Genomic DNA, 14,937 nt, shown 5'->3' on the forward strand with positions numbered 1-14,937 from the left:
GGCAGAGGTGGCGCTCAATCGACCTCCACCAGCACCGCCATGCCCTGGCCGCCGCCGGCGCAGGCCCCGGCGATGCCGCGCTTCAGCCCGCGGCGCTTCAGCTCCATCGCCACCGAAAGCACGCAGCGGATGCCGGTCGCGGCCAGCGGATGGCCGAAGGCGATGGCGCCGCCATTCACGTTGAAGCGGTCATGCGGCACGCCGAGCACGCGGCGGACCGATTCCGCCTGGGCGCCGAAGGCCTCGTTGATCTCGAACAGGTCGATGTCGGCGGCGGTGAGCTTGAGCTTGCCCAGCAGTGCCAGCACGGCAGGCACCGGGCCGATGCCCATGACATCGCCGGGGACGCCGGCGACCGAGGCGGCGGTGATGCGGCCGAGCGGGGTGCCGCCGCCCTCGGCCGCCACCTTGGCCGTGGTGAGGACGACGGCGGCGGCGCCGTCGACGATGGCGCTGCTGTTGCCGCCGGTCTGCACGCCGCCGAAGACCGGGGCGAGCTTGGCCAGGACCTCGATCGGGGTCGGGCGGATATGGCTGTCCTGGGCGACCTCACCCACCTTGCGGGGCAGCTTCAGCTTGCGGGTCTTGAGGCCCGGGCCTTCGTAGGTCGCCTCGACCACCGGGGCGATCTCCTCGGCGAAGCGGCCGGCGGCGACGGCCGCGAGGGCGCGGCTGAAGCTGGTGGCGGCATAGGCATCCACCTCCTCCCGCGTCACGTGGTGCAGCCGGGCGAGGTTTTCCGCCGTGCCGCCCATGGCCGTCGCGCAGCCGGTGTCGAAGAGCGCCTCCCAGAGGAAGTCCTTGAACTCGACCTGGCCGAGGCCGAAGCCGCCGCGGCTGGTGAAGCTGGCGACCGGGGCGCGGCTCATGCTCTCGGTGCCGACGCAGAGCGCGGCCTCGGCCTGGCCGCTGCTGGTGGCCCGCGCCCCCTGGGCGATGGCCTCGAAGCCGGTGGTGCAGAGGCGTTGGACGCCATGCGCCGGCTTGTCGTCCTTCATCCCGGCGTAGAGGCCGATGTGGCGGGCGAAGAAGAGGCTGTCGAAGCTGGCCTGGATGCAGTTGCCGGCAACCGTCAGGCCGAGGCGGGCGGGGTCGATCCCGGCGCGGGCGATGGCGGCGCGGGCGGCGTGGATCCCGAGATCGGTGGGGGAGATGCCGGCGAGTGCGCCGTTGAAGTCGACGAAGGGGGTGCGGGCGCCGGCGACCAGGGTGGCGTCGGCAAAGGTCTCGACCATGGCGCCGGCGACGTAGCGGGTCCAGTCGGGCGTTTCGGTCGTGGAGACGGGGGCGTTCATGGCGTTGATTCCTCCGGGTTTTGCGCCGCGAGCAGGCGGCGGATGCGGTCGAAGCGGGGGTCGGGTTCGCCGGTATAGCGGAAGGTGCCGCTGGCGCGCAGCACGGGTTCGCCATCCGCAAGGACCAGGCATTGGCCGAAGACCATGCTGCGGGTGACCTTCAGCACCTCCGGCCGGGCCTCCAGCCAGGTGCCGATGCGGGCGGGGGCGATGAAGTCGGTGGCGAGCGTGATGGTGGTGAGGAAGCGGCTGAGCCCCGCGACATGGTTGCAGCCGCCGGTCAGCACGATATCGGCGAAGGCGACCAGCATGCCGCCATGGCAGAGCTCGACCGGGTTGCAGTGGCGAAGTTCCACCCGGAAACCATAGGCGATGCCCTCGCCCTCCGGCTTCAGCCAGAAGGGTCCGACGAGGCTGTTGAAGACGGGCAGGGCGTGGTCGGGCAGGCGGAGGTAGCCGGCAGGCGGATCGATCAACGCAGGGTTTCCAGGGTGATGGGAAAGGCGCGGGCGAGGTCGTCGCATTCGGCGATGTGGTAGGCGCTGAAGCGATAGGCCGGGCCGGCGGGGATTTCCGGCGGGGTGAAGGGAAAGGCGATGTTGCCGCCGGTCGAGAGCCGGCCGGGGAAGCCGAAATGCAGCAGGTTCTGCTTGGCGACGCCCACCACCGCCTTGGCGAGGTCGGCGGTGGCGGCGATGCATTCGACGAGGAAGAACAGCTCGCCGGGGGTAGGCATGGGGGCGGCGCCGGGGAAGAGGCTGGTGGCGCCGCTGCCATAGGCGCGGAAGCGGAGGTCGTAGGTCTCGTTGGGCATGATGTCCGCCACGATGCGGCGGACGCCCTCGGTGATGCCGGCATGGTGTTCGATCACCCGGGGGTCGCAGGTGGCGGCGAGCAGGACGGCGCGCTCGCCGATCCAGGTGCTGCCCTCGATCTTGATGCTGGGCTGGGTGGCCGGGGTCCAGGTGGCGCCGTGGACGCGGACGCGGCGGTCGTCGAGCGCCTCGAAGCGGGCGGCGGCCACGTTCAGCGTGCCGTCGGGTTCCTGGACGTGCAGCGGGTCGGCCTGTTCATACAGGCTGTGGGCGGCGACGGTCAGCGGCGTGGCGGCGCGGGCGGGGTTCATGCTCTCGAGGTCGAAGTGGTCGCCATGCAAGGTGCCGAGCATGGCGTCGCGGCCGCCGGGGGTGCAGCAGAGCGAGGTGCATTCGATGATCTTGGCCATATGCGTCGCCGGGCCGGCGGGATAGCCGAGCAGCAGCGGGACGGCGGCGAAGACCGCGGTGTCGCAGGCGCGGCCGGCCAGGATGACGTCGGGCTCCATCGCCAGCGCGCGGAGGAAGGCCTCGGTGCCCATCTGGCCGACGATGTGGGCGGCGCCGTCGATCTCGGCGGGGGTGAGGTCGCCGATGGCGCCAATCGTTTGGATGCGGCCGGCGGCGGCCATCGCCTTCAGCCAGGCGCGATCGATGTCGGCGTGGATGACGGCGATGCGGAGGGTGATGCCGGCCTCCCGCACGATGTCGCGGATGAGGTCCAGGGTCGCGGCGACATGCGGCGCGGCGCCGGCGGTGCCGGCGGTGCCGATCAGCAGCGGTACCGCGATCGCGCGGGCGCCGAGGAGGGCGAGGCGGAGGTCGCGCCGGGTGATGGCGGGCGAGGTCGCCATGCGGCCGGCACCGAGATAGTAGGGGCCGGGATCGATGGAGCCCATGTCGCAGCCGATGACATGCGGCGCCCGGGCGAGGCCGGCCTGCAGCGCCGCCTCGGGGATGCCGTTGCCGAGCTGGCCGGAGGCGGAGAGGACGCGGAGGGCCTGGCCGGGCTTGAGGCGGCGGTCGAGCAGCCTGCCGACGACGCTCATAGTTCCACTCCCAGCAAGGGGCGATGCTGCTGGGCGCCGTAGACATCCGCGTCGCCGGGCGAGCCCGCGACGATGGGCCGATCCAGCACCACCTTGATGGCATGGGCGGCGGGGAAGGGGATGACCGCGACCGTCGCGGGATCGACGCCGTAGAGCCGGGCGATGGCGGGGGCGGCGAGCGCCGGGGATTGCACCGCGCGATCGTAGCCGGCGGCATCGGCGAAGAGGATGTCGAGCGTCAGGTGCAGTGGCCCGGCATTCTTGCTGCGGATCACCCGCGCCAGATCGATCAGCCGCATCGCGGTTTCCTCCGTCCCGGCGGGACTGTCCCGCCGGGCCGCGCCGGGGTCAACCGGGGCGGCTGGTCGGCGGGCGCCGGGCGTGCTGGACTGTGCCGCCGTATCGCGGGAGAGCGTCGCATGAGCGAGATCGCCGAGGGGCCCGAGGGCCGGATTCCGGTGCTGGACGTGGGGCCGATGCTGGCAGGCGTGCCGGGGGCGATGGAGGCCCTGGCCACCAGCATCGCCCGGAGCTGCCGGGATACCGGCTTCCTCGTGCTGGCCAACCATGGCGTGCCGCAGGCCCTGGCCGATGGCTGCTTCGAGGCGGCGGCCCGCTTCTTCGCCCTGCCCGAGGAGCAGAAGGTGGCGCTGAAGGTGGGGATGCTGAACCTCGGCTTCCTGCCGACCGGGGCGCAGGTGATCCGCACCTCCAAGGTCAACCACAACACCAAGCCGAACCTGAACGAGAGCTTCTACATCTCCCGCGATTATGCGCCGGACGATCCCGACATCCTGGCGGGGAAGCCTTTCATCGGGCTGAACCGCTGGCCGCCGGAGCTGCCGGGCTTCCGGGAGGCGACGATGGCCTACTACACCGCGATGCAGGCGCTGGCGCAGCGGATGCTGCCGGCCTTCGCCGTGGCGCTGGGCCTGGCGCCGGATTACTTCGCGCAGGATTTCGCCGATCCGAGCTGCACCCTGCGGCTGATCCGCTACCAGCCGCAGCCGGAGGCGGAGGACAACCGCTTCGGCTTCGCCCCGCATATCGACACGAATTTCATCACCTTCCTGGCGCAATCGGCGCTGCCGGGCCTCGAGGTGCGGACGCGGGAAGGGACCTGGCTGCGGCCGCCGGCGATCCCCGGGACCTTCGTGGTGAATACCGCCGAGATGCTCGGCCGCTATTCCAACGACCGCTTCGCGCCGACGCCGCACCGGGTGGTGAATGCCAGCAACCAGATGCGCTACGCCATCCCCTTCTTCTTCGGCCCCGGCAACGATGCCGTCATCACCCCGGTGCCGAGCTGCGTGAGCGAGACGGAGCCGGCGAAGTATGAGCCGTTGCGCTACCTCGACCACCGGCGAAAGCTGAACCAGACCAATTTCGCGCATCGGCAGCAGGCGGCGGAGACCGTGACATGACCCGTACCCCCATTCCCGGCGCCTGGACCGGTGCCGAGCTCGAGCGCAGCGGGCAATGGCTGCGCCGCTTCGACGATGGCCACCGGGCCGAGATCGCCGCCGCGCTGGCCGCGGTAACGGCGGCGGGGCTGCCGGAGACCGGCTTCGGCAAGGCGGATTTCCCGCTCGGGCGCACCGCGACCCTGCTGGCGGACGTGGCGGAGGAGCTGGAGGAAGGCTGCGGCGCGGTGCGGCTGCAGGGGCTGGATGTGGAGCGCTACGACGAGGCCGAGCTGCGGCGGATCTTCTGGGGGATCGGCGCGCATCTCGGCATCGCGCTGTTCCAGAACAGCCGCGGCGAGATCATGGGCGAGGTGCGCGACGAGGGGATGGGGTCCCAGGGGGGCGGCATGGCCGAGCCGGGGAAGGTGCTGGCCTCCCGCGCCCGGGCGCGCTCCACCGGGCCGCTGCGCTTCCATACCGACCGCTGCGACGTGATCGCGCTGCTGGCGGCGCGCAACAGCAAGGCCGGCGGCGTCAGCAAGCTGGCCAGCATCAGGACCATCCACAACGAGATGCTGCGGCGCCGGCCGGATCTGCTGGAGCTGCTGTTCCAGCCCTATTGGCGCCGCCGGTCGGAGGACATCGAGGCCGAGCAGATCGGCCGCTTCGTGGCGCTGCCGGTCTTCGGCCTGCAGGACGGCAAGCTGACCAGCCAGTATTCCCGCACCTTCGTCGAGCAGGCGCAGGAGGACCCGGGCATCCCCCGGCTGACCGCGGCGCAGAACGAGGCGCTGGACCTGCTGGCCGAGATCGCCGAGGCGACCTGCCTGCATGCGCCCTTCACCCAGGGCGATATCCAGCTGCTGAACAACCATGTCATCTACCACGGCCGCACCGCCTATGAGAACGACGCCGCGGCGGGACAGGAGCGGCTGCTGCTGCGGCTCTGGTTGGCGATGCCGGGCAGCCGGGCACTGCCGCCGGGCTTCGAGGTCTACTGGGGCGAGACGGCGCCCGGGGTGGTGCGGGGCGGCACCCTGCAGGCGGATGGGCGGCGCGCCCCTGCCGTGCCGGCCGAGGCACGTGGGGTGCCGGTCCTGGTCTGATTGCAGGAATTATGGGCGGGATGCCTGCACCTTAGGCGATTTTCGTCTCGCGAGGCTGTCAAGCCCGCTTGTCACCGCTTGAAGCGGGAACGGGTTCTGCCGCAGGCTTGGGGGATCGGATCCAAGCCGCGAGGGGGAACTCAGCCTGCCCGACACGACCGCGCCCCGCACCGCCAATCGCGGCGCGATCGAGTTCATCAAGGTGACCAAGCGCTTCGGCGCTTCGGTCGCGGTGGATGCGCTCGAGCTGAAGATCCCGGCGGGGACCTACTGCTGCCTGCTGGGGCCCTCGGGCTGCGGCAAGACCACCAGCCTCAGGATGCTGGCAGGGCATGAGCGGCAGAGCAGCGGCGATATCCTGCTCGACAACCACGAGGTGAGCGGGCTGCCGCCGGCGCAGCGCGGCACCGCTATGATGTTCCAGAGCTATGCGCTCTTCCCGCATCTGAGCTGCCTCGACAATGTCGCCTTCAGCCTGCGCATGCGCGGCGTGGCCAAGGCGGAGCGCCATGCCAAGGCGCGCCAGATGCTCAGGCTGGTGGAGCTGGAGGCGCTGGCGGAGCGGCTGCCGGCGCAGCTGTCCGGCGGGCAGCAGCAGCGCGTGGCACTGGCCCGGGCCCTGGTCACCAATCCCGCGGCGCTGCTGCTGGACGAGCCGCTCTCGGCGCTCGATCCCTTCCTGCGCGGCCGGGTGCGGGCGGAGCTGAAGCGCTTCCAGCGCGAGCTCGGGATCAGCTTCGTGCATGTGACCCATTCCCAGGACGAGGCGCTGGCCCTGGCCGATCTGGTGGTGCTGATGCGGGACGGGCGGATCGAGCAGCAGGGCACGCCGCTCGAGGTCTTCGATGCGCCGCGCACGGCCTTCGCGGCGCGCTTCATGGGCGGGCACAACGTCGTCGACCTGGCCGGCGGTCAGGTCGCGGTGCGGACCGACCTGACGCGGCTGCTGCCGCCGGGCGAGGGTGCGGTGGCGGCGACGATCCGCGGGGTGGAATATACCGGGACGGGCTTCGCCGTGGCCCTGGCCGGGCCGCGCGGCGAGGAATGGCAGGCCCTGCTGAGCGAGGCGGTGCTGCGGGCACGGCCATTGGAGGCCGGGCAGGCGGTAGGGCTCGGCTGGGATGCGGCGGATGTCCGCCATCTGGCGACGGCGGCATGACGATCAAGGAGAATCCAGACATGGACACGACAATCCGCGCTGGCCGTCGCCAGCTTCTGCAGGGTGCCGCGGGTATCGCCGCGGCCGGGCTGGCGGCGCCGGCGGTGCATGCGCAGGGCGCGGTGACCCTGCGCTACGTCGGCACCGCGGTGAACCAGTCGAAGGAGATCAAGGACAAGGTCAAGGAAGACCTCGGGATCACCCTGGAATATGTCCCGGTCACCTCGGATGACGTGGTGCGGCGCGCGGTGACGCAGCCGAACAGCTTCGACGTGCTCGACAGCGAATACTGGATGCTCAAGAAGATCATCCCCTCGGGCAACCTGCAGGGCATGGATGCGCGGCGCATCAAGCTGGTCGACGAGATCACCACGGTCTTCACCAAGGGCGAGATCGCCGGCAAGAAGATCGGCGACCAGGGCACCGCGCCGATCAAGGTCAGCTACCTGCCGACCCAGACGGGCAAGACCTTCGCCGCCAGCCCGACCCAGTGGCTGACCCTGATCCCGACCACCTACAACGCCGACACGCTCGGCATCCGCCCGGACAAGATCAACCGCCCGATCACCTCCTGGGCCGAGCTGCTGAACCCGGAGTTCAAGGGCAAGGCCAGCCTGCTGAACATCCCGAGCATCGGCATCATGGATGCGGCGATGGTGGTGGAGGCGACCGGCCAGCACAAATACGCCGACAAGGGCAACATGACCCGGGCCGAGATCGACCTGACCATGAAGGTCCTGACCGATGCCAAGCGGGCCGGGCAGTTCCGCGCCTTCTGGAAGGACTTCAACGAGAGCGTCAACCTGATGGCCTCGGGCGAGACGGTCATCCAGTCCATGTGGTCGCCGGCGGTGACCGCGGTGCGCAGCCGCGGCATCCCCTGCACCTACCAGCCGCTGAAGGAAGGCTATCGCGCCTGGGCTGCGGGCTTCGGCATCCCGAAGACGCTGACCGGGCGGAAGCTGGATGCGACCTACGACTTCATCAACTGGTTCCTCTCCGGCTGGGCCGGGGCCTACCTAAACCGGCAGGGCTACTACTCCGCGGTGCTGTCCACGGCGCAGAAGAACATGCAGGCCTATGAGTGGGACTTCTGGATGCTCGGCAAGCCGGCGGCGCAGGACATCAAGGCCCCCGACGGCACGGTGCTGGAGAGGGCCGGCGCGGTGCGCGACGGCGGCAGCTACGAGGCGCGGATGGGCGCCGTCGCCTGCTGGAATGCGGTGATGGACGAGAACGACTACATGGTCAGGAAATGGAATGAGTTCATCGCCGCCTGACCTTGTGATGCCGTATACGATGACGCAGCGGCGCGACTGGATGTCCCGGGGGGCGCCGCTGCTGCAGGCGGCGCCGCTGGCGCTGGTGCTGCTGCTGTTCTTCGTCTTCCCGCTGGTGGCGACGGGCATCGTCAGTCTGTGGAACTATACCGAATACTCGCTGGTGCCGGACGTGACCTCGCGCAACTATGCCGAGATGTTCGAGGGGTGCGGCAATCTCTCGGGGGGGCTCTGCACCACCTTCCGCACCTATATCTCGACGCTCAGGCTCTGCGGGCTGGTATGGGTCTGCACCCTGGTGCTGGGCTTCACCGTCTCCTACTTCCTCGCCTTCCATGTGCGGTCGGATACCGTGCGGATGGCGCTCTTCCTGGTCTGCACCACGCCCTTCCTCACCTCCAACGTCATCCGCATGATCTCCTGGCTGCCGCTGCTGGGGCGGGAGGGGCTGGTGAACCAGGTGCTGGTCGGCACCGGCCTGGTGGAGGCGCCGCAGGACTGGCTGCTGTTCTCGGATTTCTCGGTCGTGCTGGCCTTCGTGCATCTCTACACGCTGTTCGTGGTGGTGCCGGTCTTCAACAGCATGATGCGGATCGACCGGCGGCTGCTGGAGGCGGCGCAGGATGCGGGGGCCTCCGGCTGGCAGACGCTGTGGCATGTGGTGATGCCGCTGACCAAGCCGGGGCTCGTCATCGGCTCGATCTTCGTCATCGTGCTGGTGATGGGGGATTTCGTGACCATCGGCGTGATGGGCGGGCAGCAGATCGCCTCCATCGGCAAGATCATCCAGGTGCAGATGTCCTACCTGCAGTTCCCCGCCGCGGCGGCGCAGGCGGTGGTGCTGCTCGGGCTGGTGCTGCTGGTGATCGCGGCGATGACGAAGCTGATCGATATCCGGCGGGAGCTGTGATGGACGACACGCGACGGCCGCTGTCCTTCTGGGTGCTGGCGGCGATCTTCACTGTTTTCGTCGTGTTCCTGTATGGGCCGACGCTCACCATCTTCGTGCTCTCCTTCCAGGGGCCGGAGGGGGGGCTAACCTTTCCGTTGCGCGGGTTGTCGACGCATTGGTTCGAGACGCTGTGGCGCGGCACCGGGGTGATCGACATCTGGGCCTCCTTCCGGCGCTCTGCCTGGCTCGGGCTTGTCGTGATGGTGCTGACGACGGTGATCTCGCTGCTGGCGGGCTATGCCTTCCGTCGGCGCTTTCCGGGGCAGAACCTGCTGTTCAACCTGACCATCGCCAGCCTGATCGTACCCTCCATCGTGGTCTCGCTCGGCATTGCGCTGGAGTTCCGGCTGATCGACGATGCGGTGAAGGCCTATGCGGAGGCGCATGAACTCGCCTGGCTGGCCGAGGGCTATACCACGGCGATGGGGCTCTTCACCTCCGGCCTCGGGGCGCATCTGACCTGGACCTTGCCCTTCGGCCTGCTGATCATGTTCGCGGTCTTCAACCGCTTCCCCGGGGAGCTGGAGGAGGCGGCGCGGGACCTCGGCGCCTCGCCCTGGCAGGTATTCCGGCATGTGGTGCTGCCGCTTGTGGCGCCGAGCCTGGTGGGGGTGGCGCTGTTCGGCTTCACCCTGTCCTGGGACGAGATCGCCCGCTCCTCCCAGGCGCTGGGCGACAGCAATACCCTGCCGCTGGAGTTGCAGGGGCTGACCAGCACGGTGACGACGCCGGAGATCTATGCGCTGGGAACGGTGACGACAGGCGTCTCGGTGCTGGTGATCGCCCTCAGCTTCCTCGGCGTGGCCATTGCGCGGCGGCGCGCGGCGGCTAAGCTGCTGGGATGACCCCCGATGAACTGGCGCGGGCCGAAGGTCCGCCGCCCGCCCTGTCCCCGCCGCTGCTGGCGCTGTGGTGGGACGCCCGCAACGACTGGGCCGCGGCGCATGCGGCGGCCCAGGATGGCGAGGATGCCGAAAGCGCCTGGGTGCATGCCTACCTGCACCGCAAGGAGGGCGACCTGTCCAATGCCGGCTACTGGTACCGGCGTGCCGGCCGCGTGATGCCGGCGGGGACGCTCGAAGCCGAATGGCAGGCGATCGCTACGGCGCTGCTGGCCTAGGCATCCGCCGGCGGAAATCCTCCGCCATCTCCTCGAGCGTGACGAAGCGCACGCCGGGATGCTTCATCATGTGCGCGATCAGCCGTTCGAGCGCGAGCAGCACCTGCGGCCGTCCCGAGACATCCGGGTGGATGGCGATGGGCACCACGGCATAGTCGTGCTCGCGGTAGACGTAGTCGAAGTGGTCGCGCCAGATCCCCTCCATCACCTGCGGCGCGACATAGCCGTGGCTGTTCGGGAATTTCTTGATGAACATCATCGGCGGCAGGTCGTCGAGGTGCCAGCCGGCGGGGATCTCGACCAGGTCGGTCTCGGTGCCCTTGGTGAAGGGGTGCATCCAGGTCTCGGCCGGCTTGGCGTAGTCGATCGGGGTCCATTGGTCGCCGGTGCGGACGTAGTAGGGGATGCAGTCGTGGTGCATCAGGCTGTGGTCGTAGCGGATGCCCTGGGCGAGCAGGATCTCCATGCTGGCCGCGCTCACCTCCCACCAGGGGGCGATGTAGCCGACCGGGCGGCGGCCCCAGTGCTTCTGGATCAGCCCGATGCAGCGGGCGAAGATCGCTTCCTCCTGCTCGCGCGACAGGGCGAGGGGGTTCTCGTGGCTGTAGCCGTGCAGGCCGATCTCGTGGCCGGCCTCCACCACCATGTCGGTCTGGCGGGGGAAGCTCTCGATGGTATGGCCGGGGATGAAGAAGCTCTGCTTCAGGCCGAAGCGGCTGAACAGCTTCAGCAGGCGGGGCATGCCGACCTCGGCGGCGAAGACGCCGCGGCTGATGTCGCCGGGGCTGTCCTCGCCCATGTAGCTGCCGAGCCATCCCGCCACCGCATCGCAATGGATGCTGAAGGCGCAGAGGATTTCCTTGGGCATCGTTCCTATCCCTTGTCGTTGGCCTGGCGCCAGCGTTCGATTTCGGCGATGGCCGTCGCCCCGTCGATGACATCGGCATAGCGCCGCTCGACGTCCCGGAGGTTCTGGTCATGCGCGGCCTGGTCGTGGTCGCCGACGCAATCATGCGGCACCATGACGCGAAAGCCGAGGGAGAAGGCATCGTTGATGCTGGCCCGGACGCAGCCGGAGGTGATGCAGCCGGTGACGATGACGGTATCGACCCGTTCCTTGGTCAGGATGGCGGCGGCCGGCGTGGCGAAGAAGATCGAGGGGGCGGATTTCATCAGCACCACATCCGGGTCGGCGGCGGCGATGCGCGGGTCGAGCTCGACCGCGGCGGTGCCGGCCAGCAGGTCCAGCACGGGGGCGACCTTCCAATGCGGCGCGGCGCGCGGGCTTTCGTAGCCGTTGACGCAGGCGATGACGGGCAGGCCGGCGCGCTTCGCCGCTTCCATCACGGGCACGGTGGCGCGGACCGCGGCATCCACCATCGGCGCGCCGCCCATGGGGAAGTCCGGATCGATGAAGCCGCGTTGGAAATCGACCACCACCACGCCGATCCTGCCCCCGAAACCCAGGGGACGGCTGCCATAGCCGCGTTGCGCGTAGATATCCGCCATGGTCTCGTGCCCCCGCATGATGCGGCATGGCGATTGCAAACCCCGTGCCGCATGGGGGCCGCATGGGGAGAGACGCATGAGCGAGTTGATCCAGGATCCCGGCCGGGTACGCGACCTCGCCGCCGCCATGGCCGCGGGGAGGCTGACCTCGGAGGCGCTGGTGCGGCGCTGCCTGGCGCGGATCGCGGCGGTGGATGGCGAGGTGCAGGCCTGGGTGCATGTGCTGGCGGAGGAGGCGCTGGCCGCCGCCCGGGCGCTGGATGCGGAGCGGGCGGCGGGCCGGGTGCGCGGGCCGCTGCACGGAATCCCCGTCGCGGTGAAGGACGTGATCGACGTGGCCGGCCTGCCGACCCGGGCGAATAGTCCGAGCCGGGCGGAGATCGCGCCGGCGACGGCGGATGCGACGGTTGTCGCGCATCTGCGGGTGGCGGGGGCGGTGATCCTCGGCAAGGTCCACACCACGGAATATGCCTATTTCAATTCACTGCCGCCGACGCGCAATCCCTGGGACCTGACGCGGACGCCGGGCGGCTCCTCGGCCGGGTCGGGGGCGGCCATCGCCTCGGGGACGGTGCCGCTGGCGCTGGGGACGCAGACGGCGGGCAGCGTGAACCGGCCGGCAGCCTATACCGGCGTGGGGGCCTTCAAGCCCTCGACGCTCGCCATCGGCGGGGTGGGGGTGGTGCCGCTGGCGCCCTCCTTCGACACGGTCGGGGCCTTCGGCGGCTCGGCGCAGGATGCGGCCTATTGCGCGGCGGGCTATGCGGCGGATCATCTCGGGCTGCGGGCGCCGAAGCCGGTCAAGCCGCGGATCGTCGTGCTCGAGGATGCGATGGTGGCGGCGAAGACCCGGCCGGGCACGGCGGCCGCGGTGGCTTCGCTTGTCAGCAGGCTGGAGGCGGCGGGGCTGGCGGTGCGGCGGGCGGCCTCGCCGGTGCCGCTGGGGGCGATGCTGGAGACGCATCGCGGGGTGATGGTGGCGGAGCTGGGGCGGACCCATGCGCGGGCGCCGCGTCCCCTGGTCTCGGCGCGGATCGCGGCGGATATCGAGACGGGGCTGGCGACGACCGAGGCCGACTACCACGCCGGGCTGCGGACGCTGGCGGGCTATCGCCAGGACTTCTGGGCGGCGTTCGGGCCGGAGGACGTGCTGCTGGTGCCGGCGGCCCCCGACGTGGCGCCGGATGCGGCGACGACGGGCGACCCCTCCTTCGTCATCCCGCTGACGGTGCTGGGCGGGCCCATCGCCACGGTGCGGGCGGGCATGGATGGTGGCATGCCGGTCGGCGCCCTGCTGTTCGCGGCGCCGGGGGCGGATGCGCGGCTGGCGGGGTTCCTGCTGTCGCCGCTCGGCACCACACTCGATCTGTAGGGGGACGACATGCTGCTTTCGGTTCCGGTCATCGATGTGGCGCCCTTCCGCGATGGCAGCGGCAAGGCCAGGGTCGCGGCGCAGGTGGGGCAGGCGGTGAAGGACATCGGCTTCCTGGTCATCACCGGGCATGGGGTGGACCCGGCGCTGATCGCCGCGGTGCAGCGGGCCTCGAATGCCTTCTTCGACCTGCCGGCGGCGGAGAAGCAGCGGGTGCTGAAGCCGGCGCCGGACGTGACGCGGGGCTATATCCCGCTGGAGGCCGAGAGTGTCGGGCGCAGCCAGGGGCTCGACGTGCCTGGCGACCTGAACGAGAGCCTGATGATCGGGCCGGTGGATGCGACGGCGGATGCCTATTTCACCGGGCCGGCGGCGGGGAAGCATTTCCACCCGAACCTCTGGCCGGAGCGGCCGGCCGAATTGCGCGGGCTATACGAGGATTACTTCCGCACCATGGGGGCGCTGGCGGAGGAGCTGATGGCGATCTTCGCCCTGGCGCTCGACCTGCCGGAGGGGTTCTTCGCCGACAAGGTGGACCGGCACATCAGCCGGCTGCGTGTCAGGAACTACCCGGCGCCGGCGGTGCCGCCGCAGCCGGGGCAGCTGCGGGCCGGGGCGCATGCGGATTACGGGTCCCTGACCATCCTCCGCACCGAGGACAAGCCGGGCGGATTGCAGGTGCTGAACCGGGCCGGGGACTGGGTGGACGTGCCGATCGCGCCGGACAGCTTCATCATCAACATCGGGGAGCTCATGGCGCGCTGGACCAACGAGCGCTGGAAGGCGACCCTGCACCGGGTGGTCAATCCGCCGGCAGCGCAGGCCTCGGCGTCGCGGCGGCTGTCGCTGGTCTTCTTCCACAACCCGAATTACGACGCGCCGGTGGCGGCGCTGCCGGGCACGGTGCCGGCGGGCGAGCCGCCGAAGTATCCGGCGACGACCAGCGGCGAGCATCTGCGCGCGCAATTCCTCCGGACCCAGGTGGCAGCGGCATGAGCGAGGATCTTTGGCGGCTGGATGCGGTGGCGCTGGGGGCGCTGCTGCAGGCGGGGGCGGTGTCCTCGGCCGCGCTGGTGGAGCAGAGCCTGGCGCGGATCGCCCGCTTCCAGCCGGTGCTGAATGCCTTCACCCATGTCGATGCCGAAGGCGCGCGGGCAGCGGCGGCCGAGGCCGATGCGCGGTTGCAGGCGGGGGCCAGGCGGGGGCCGCTGGATGGCATCCCGGTCTCGGTGAAGGACAATCTCTTCGTCAAGGGCATGCCGGCCTGCTGGGGCAGCCTGCTGTTCCGCGACCATGTGCCGGCGCAGGACGATATCTGCGTCGAGCGGCTGCGGGCGGCGGGGGCCGTCATCATCGGCAAGACCACCACGCCGGAATTCGCCCTGCAGGGGCGGACGGAGAGCCGGCTGTCGGGCGTGACGCGCAATCCCTGGGATCCGGCGCTGACGCCGGGCGGGTCCTCGGGCGGGGCGGTGGCCTCGGTGGCGGCGGGGATGGTGCCGCTGGCGGTCGGGACGGATGCGGGCGGCAGCACGCGGATGCCAGCCGGCTATACCGGGCTTGTCGGGATGCGGCCCTCGGTCGGGCGGCTGGCGCGGCGATACGGCTTTCCGCCGATGGCGATCGACTTCCAGGCGATCGGGCCCTTCGCGCGCAGCATGCGGGACATGATGCTGCTGTATTCCGTGCTGGCGGGGCCGGATGCGCGGGACCCCGCCTCGGCGCGGTTCCCGGCGGATCCTGTGCCGGCGCGGCCGCGGATCGGCTGGTTCACCGCGATCGGGGATGAGGGGGCGACGCCGGAGGTGGCGGCGGCGGTACGGGCGGCGGTGGAGAGCCTCGGCGGCGGGGTGGAGGTGGCGGCGCCGTATGAC

Annotated in this window: 16 protein-coding genes; 10 read left to right on the forward strand and 6 right to left on the reverse strand. The window is 70.4% G+C overall.

Annotation, left to right across the window (positions count from 1 at the left end; genetic code table 11):
- Positions 1–14: 14 nt before the first annotated feature.
- Genes AC0IW9_RS18680 through AC0IW9_RS18695 form a run of 4 tightly spaced genes read right to left on the reverse strand, consistent with a single transcriptional unit; the run spans position 15 to position 3,458 of the window.
- A complete protein-coding gene (locus AC0IW9_RS18680) occupies positions 15–1,295 on the reverse strand; it encodes a thiolase family protein (RefSeq protein ID WP_471649795.1) in 1,281 nt (426 codons plus the stop codon).
- Entirely contained in the window at positions 1,292–1,771 is a 480-nt protein-coding gene (locus AC0IW9_RS18685) for a PaaI family thioesterase (protein ID WP_471649796.1), read from the reverse strand. The genes AC0IW9_RS18680 and AC0IW9_RS18685 overlap by 4 nt, the downstream gene beginning before the upstream one ends.
- Complete coding sequence (locus AC0IW9_RS18690) at positions 1,768–3,159, reverse strand: acyclic terpene utilization AtuA family protein (protein ID WP_471649797.1); 1,392 nt, start codon at positions 3,157–3,159, stop codon at positions 1,768–1,770. Before AC0IW9_RS18690 ends, AC0IW9_RS18685 begins: the two co-directional genes overlap by 4 nt.
- On the reverse strand, positions 3,156–3,458 hold the full coding sequence (locus AC0IW9_RS18695; RefSeq protein ID WP_471649798.1) for a DUF4387 domain-containing protein: 303 nt from the start codon (positions 3,456–3,458) through the stop codon (positions 3,156–3,158). The genes AC0IW9_RS18690 and AC0IW9_RS18695 overlap by 4 nt, the downstream gene beginning before the upstream one ends.
- 120 nt (positions 3,459–3,578) lie before the next feature.
- On the opposite strand from AC0IW9_RS18695, the gene AC0IW9_RS18700 reads away from it, so the two are divergent.
- From AC0IW9_RS18700 to AC0IW9_RS18730, 7 genes are all read left to right on the forward strand, one after another.
- On the forward strand, positions 3,579–4,583 hold the full coding sequence (locus AC0IW9_RS18700) for an isopenicillin N synthase family dioxygenase (RefSeq protein ID WP_471649799.1): 1,005 nt from the start codon (positions 3,579–3,581) through the stop codon (positions 4,581–4,583).
- The gene (locus tag AC0IW9_RS18705; RefSeq protein ID WP_471649800.1) at positions 4,580–5,671 is read left to right on the forward strand and encodes a TauD/TfdA family dioxygenase; all 1,092 of its coding nucleotides are present in this window, start codon (positions 4,580–4,582) and stop codon (positions 5,669–5,671) included. Before AC0IW9_RS18700 ends, AC0IW9_RS18705 begins: the two co-directional genes overlap by 4 nt.
- A 202-nt stretch (positions 5,672–5,873) precedes the next feature.
- Positions 5,874–6,830 carry an ABC transporter ATP-binding protein gene (locus AC0IW9_RS18710; RefSeq protein WP_471649801.1) on the forward strand — a complete coding sequence of 319 codons (957 nt, stop codon included), beginning with the start codon at positions 5,874–5,876 and terminating at the stop codon, positions 6,828–6,830.
- Between the two features lie 20 nt (positions 6,831–6,850).
- Entirely contained in the window at positions 6,851–8,110 is a 1,260-nt protein-coding gene (locus tag AC0IW9_RS18715; protein ID WP_471649802.1) for an ABC transporter substrate-binding protein, read from the forward strand.
- A gap of 19 nt (positions 8,111–8,129) precedes the next feature.
- Positions 8,130–9,020: an ABC transporter permease gene (locus AC0IW9_RS18720; protein ID WP_471649803.1), complete on the forward strand. Its 891-nt coding sequence runs from the start codon at positions 8,130–8,132 to the stop codon at positions 9,018–9,020.
- A complete protein-coding gene (locus tag AC0IW9_RS18725; protein WP_471649804.1) occupies positions 9,020–9,907 on the forward strand; it encodes an ABC transporter permease in 888 nt (295 codons plus the stop codon). Before AC0IW9_RS18720 ends, AC0IW9_RS18725 begins: the two co-directional genes overlap by 1 nt.
- Positions 9,904–10,182, forward strand: coding sequence for a hypothetical protein (locus AC0IW9_RS18730; protein ID WP_471649805.1), 279 nt, complete (start codon positions 9,904–9,906; stop codon positions 10,180–10,182). Before AC0IW9_RS18725 ends, AC0IW9_RS18730 begins: the two co-directional genes overlap by 4 nt.
- Here the strand turns inward: AC0IW9_RS18730 and AC0IW9_RS18735 are convergent.
- Both AC0IW9_RS18735 and AC0IW9_RS18740 read right to left on the reverse strand, forming a co-directional pair.
- A complete protein-coding gene (locus AC0IW9_RS18735; RefSeq protein WP_471649806.1) occupies positions 10,163–11,050 on the reverse strand; it encodes a polysaccharide deacetylase family protein in 888 nt (295 codons plus the stop codon). The genes AC0IW9_RS18730 and AC0IW9_RS18735 overlap by 20 nt on opposite strands.
- A gap of 5 nt (positions 11,051–11,055) precedes the next feature.
- Positions 11,056–11,691 carry an isochorismatase family protein gene (locus AC0IW9_RS18740; RefSeq protein WP_471649807.1) on the reverse strand — a complete coding sequence of 212 codons (636 nt, stop codon included), beginning with the start codon at positions 11,689–11,691 and terminating at the stop codon, positions 11,056–11,058.
- Positions 11,692–11,767: 76 nt separating this feature from the next.
- Here AC0IW9_RS18740 and AC0IW9_RS18745 point away from each other — a divergent pair, with 76 nt between their 5' ends.
- The 3 genes from AC0IW9_RS18745 to AC0IW9_RS18755 form a co-directional block, all read left to right on the forward strand.
- Positions 11,768–13,063, forward strand: coding sequence for an amidase (locus AC0IW9_RS18745; RefSeq protein ID WP_471649808.1), 1,296 nt, complete (start codon positions 11,768–11,770; stop codon positions 13,061–13,063).
- 9 nt (positions 13,064–13,072) lie between these two features.
- Entirely contained in the window at positions 13,073–14,059 is a 987-nt protein-coding gene (locus tag AC0IW9_RS18750; RefSeq protein WP_471649809.1) for an isopenicillin N synthase family dioxygenase, read from the forward strand.
- On the forward strand, positions 14,056–14,937 hold an 882-nt coding region (locus tag AC0IW9_RS18755; protein WP_471649810.1), incomplete at its 3' end, for an amidase. The genes AC0IW9_RS18750 and AC0IW9_RS18755, both read left to right, overlap by 4 nt.

This window comes from Belnapia sp. AC561, from assembly GCF_979252845.1.

Excerpts from the sequence above, each read along its gene's own strand:
- AC0IW9_RS18680 (WP_471649795.1), bottom strand. The coding sequence starts at position 1,295 with ATGAACGCCCCCGTCTCCACGACCGAAACGCCCGACTGGACCCGCTAC.
- AC0IW9_RS18690 (WP_471649797.1), bottom strand. The coding sequence starts at position 3,159 with ATGAGCGTCGTCGGCAGGCTGCTCGACCGCCGCCTCAAGCCCGGCCAG.
- AC0IW9_RS18695 (WP_471649798.1), bottom strand. The coding sequence starts at position 3,458 with ATGCGGCTGATCGATCTGGCGCGGGTGATCCGCAGCAAGAATGCCGGG.
- AC0IW9_RS18700 (WP_471649799.1), top strand. The coding sequence starts at position 3,579 with ATGAGCGAGATCGCCGAGGGGCCCGAGGGCCGGATTCCGGTGCTGGAC.
- AC0IW9_RS18705 (WP_471649800.1), top strand. The coding sequence starts at position 4,580 with ATGACCCGTACCCCCATTCCCGGCGCCTGGACCGGTGCCGAGCTCGAG.
- AC0IW9_RS18715 (WP_471649802.1), top strand. The coding sequence starts at position 6,851 with ATGGACACGACAATCCGCGCTGGCCGTCGCCAGCTTCTGCAGGGTGCC.
- AC0IW9_RS18720 (WP_471649803.1), top strand. The coding sequence starts at position 8,130 with ATGACGCAGCGGCGCGACTGGATGTCCCGGGGGGCGCCGCTGCTGCAG.
- AC0IW9_RS18725 (WP_471649804.1), top strand. The coding sequence starts at position 9,020 with ATGGACGACACGCGACGGCCGCTGTCCTTCTGGGTGCTGGCGGCGATC.
- AC0IW9_RS18730 (WP_471649805.1), top strand. The coding sequence starts at position 9,904 with ATGACCCCCGATGAACTGGCGCGGGCCGAAGGTCCGCCGCCCGCCCTG.
- AC0IW9_RS18735 (WP_471649806.1), bottom strand. The coding sequence starts at position 11,050 with ATGCCCAAGGAAATCCTCTGCGCCTTCAGCATCCATTGCGATGCGGTG.
- AC0IW9_RS18740 (WP_471649807.1), bottom strand. The coding sequence starts at position 11,691 with ATGGCGGATATCTACGCGCAACGCGGCTATGGCAGCCGTCCCCTGGGT.
- AC0IW9_RS18745 (WP_471649808.1), top strand. The coding sequence starts at position 11,768 with ATGAGCGAGTTGATCCAGGATCCCGGCCGGGTACGCGACCTCGCCGCC.
- AC0IW9_RS18750 (WP_471649809.1), top strand. The coding sequence starts at position 13,073 with ATGCTGCTTTCGGTTCCGGTCATCGATGTGGCGCCCTTCCGCGATGGC.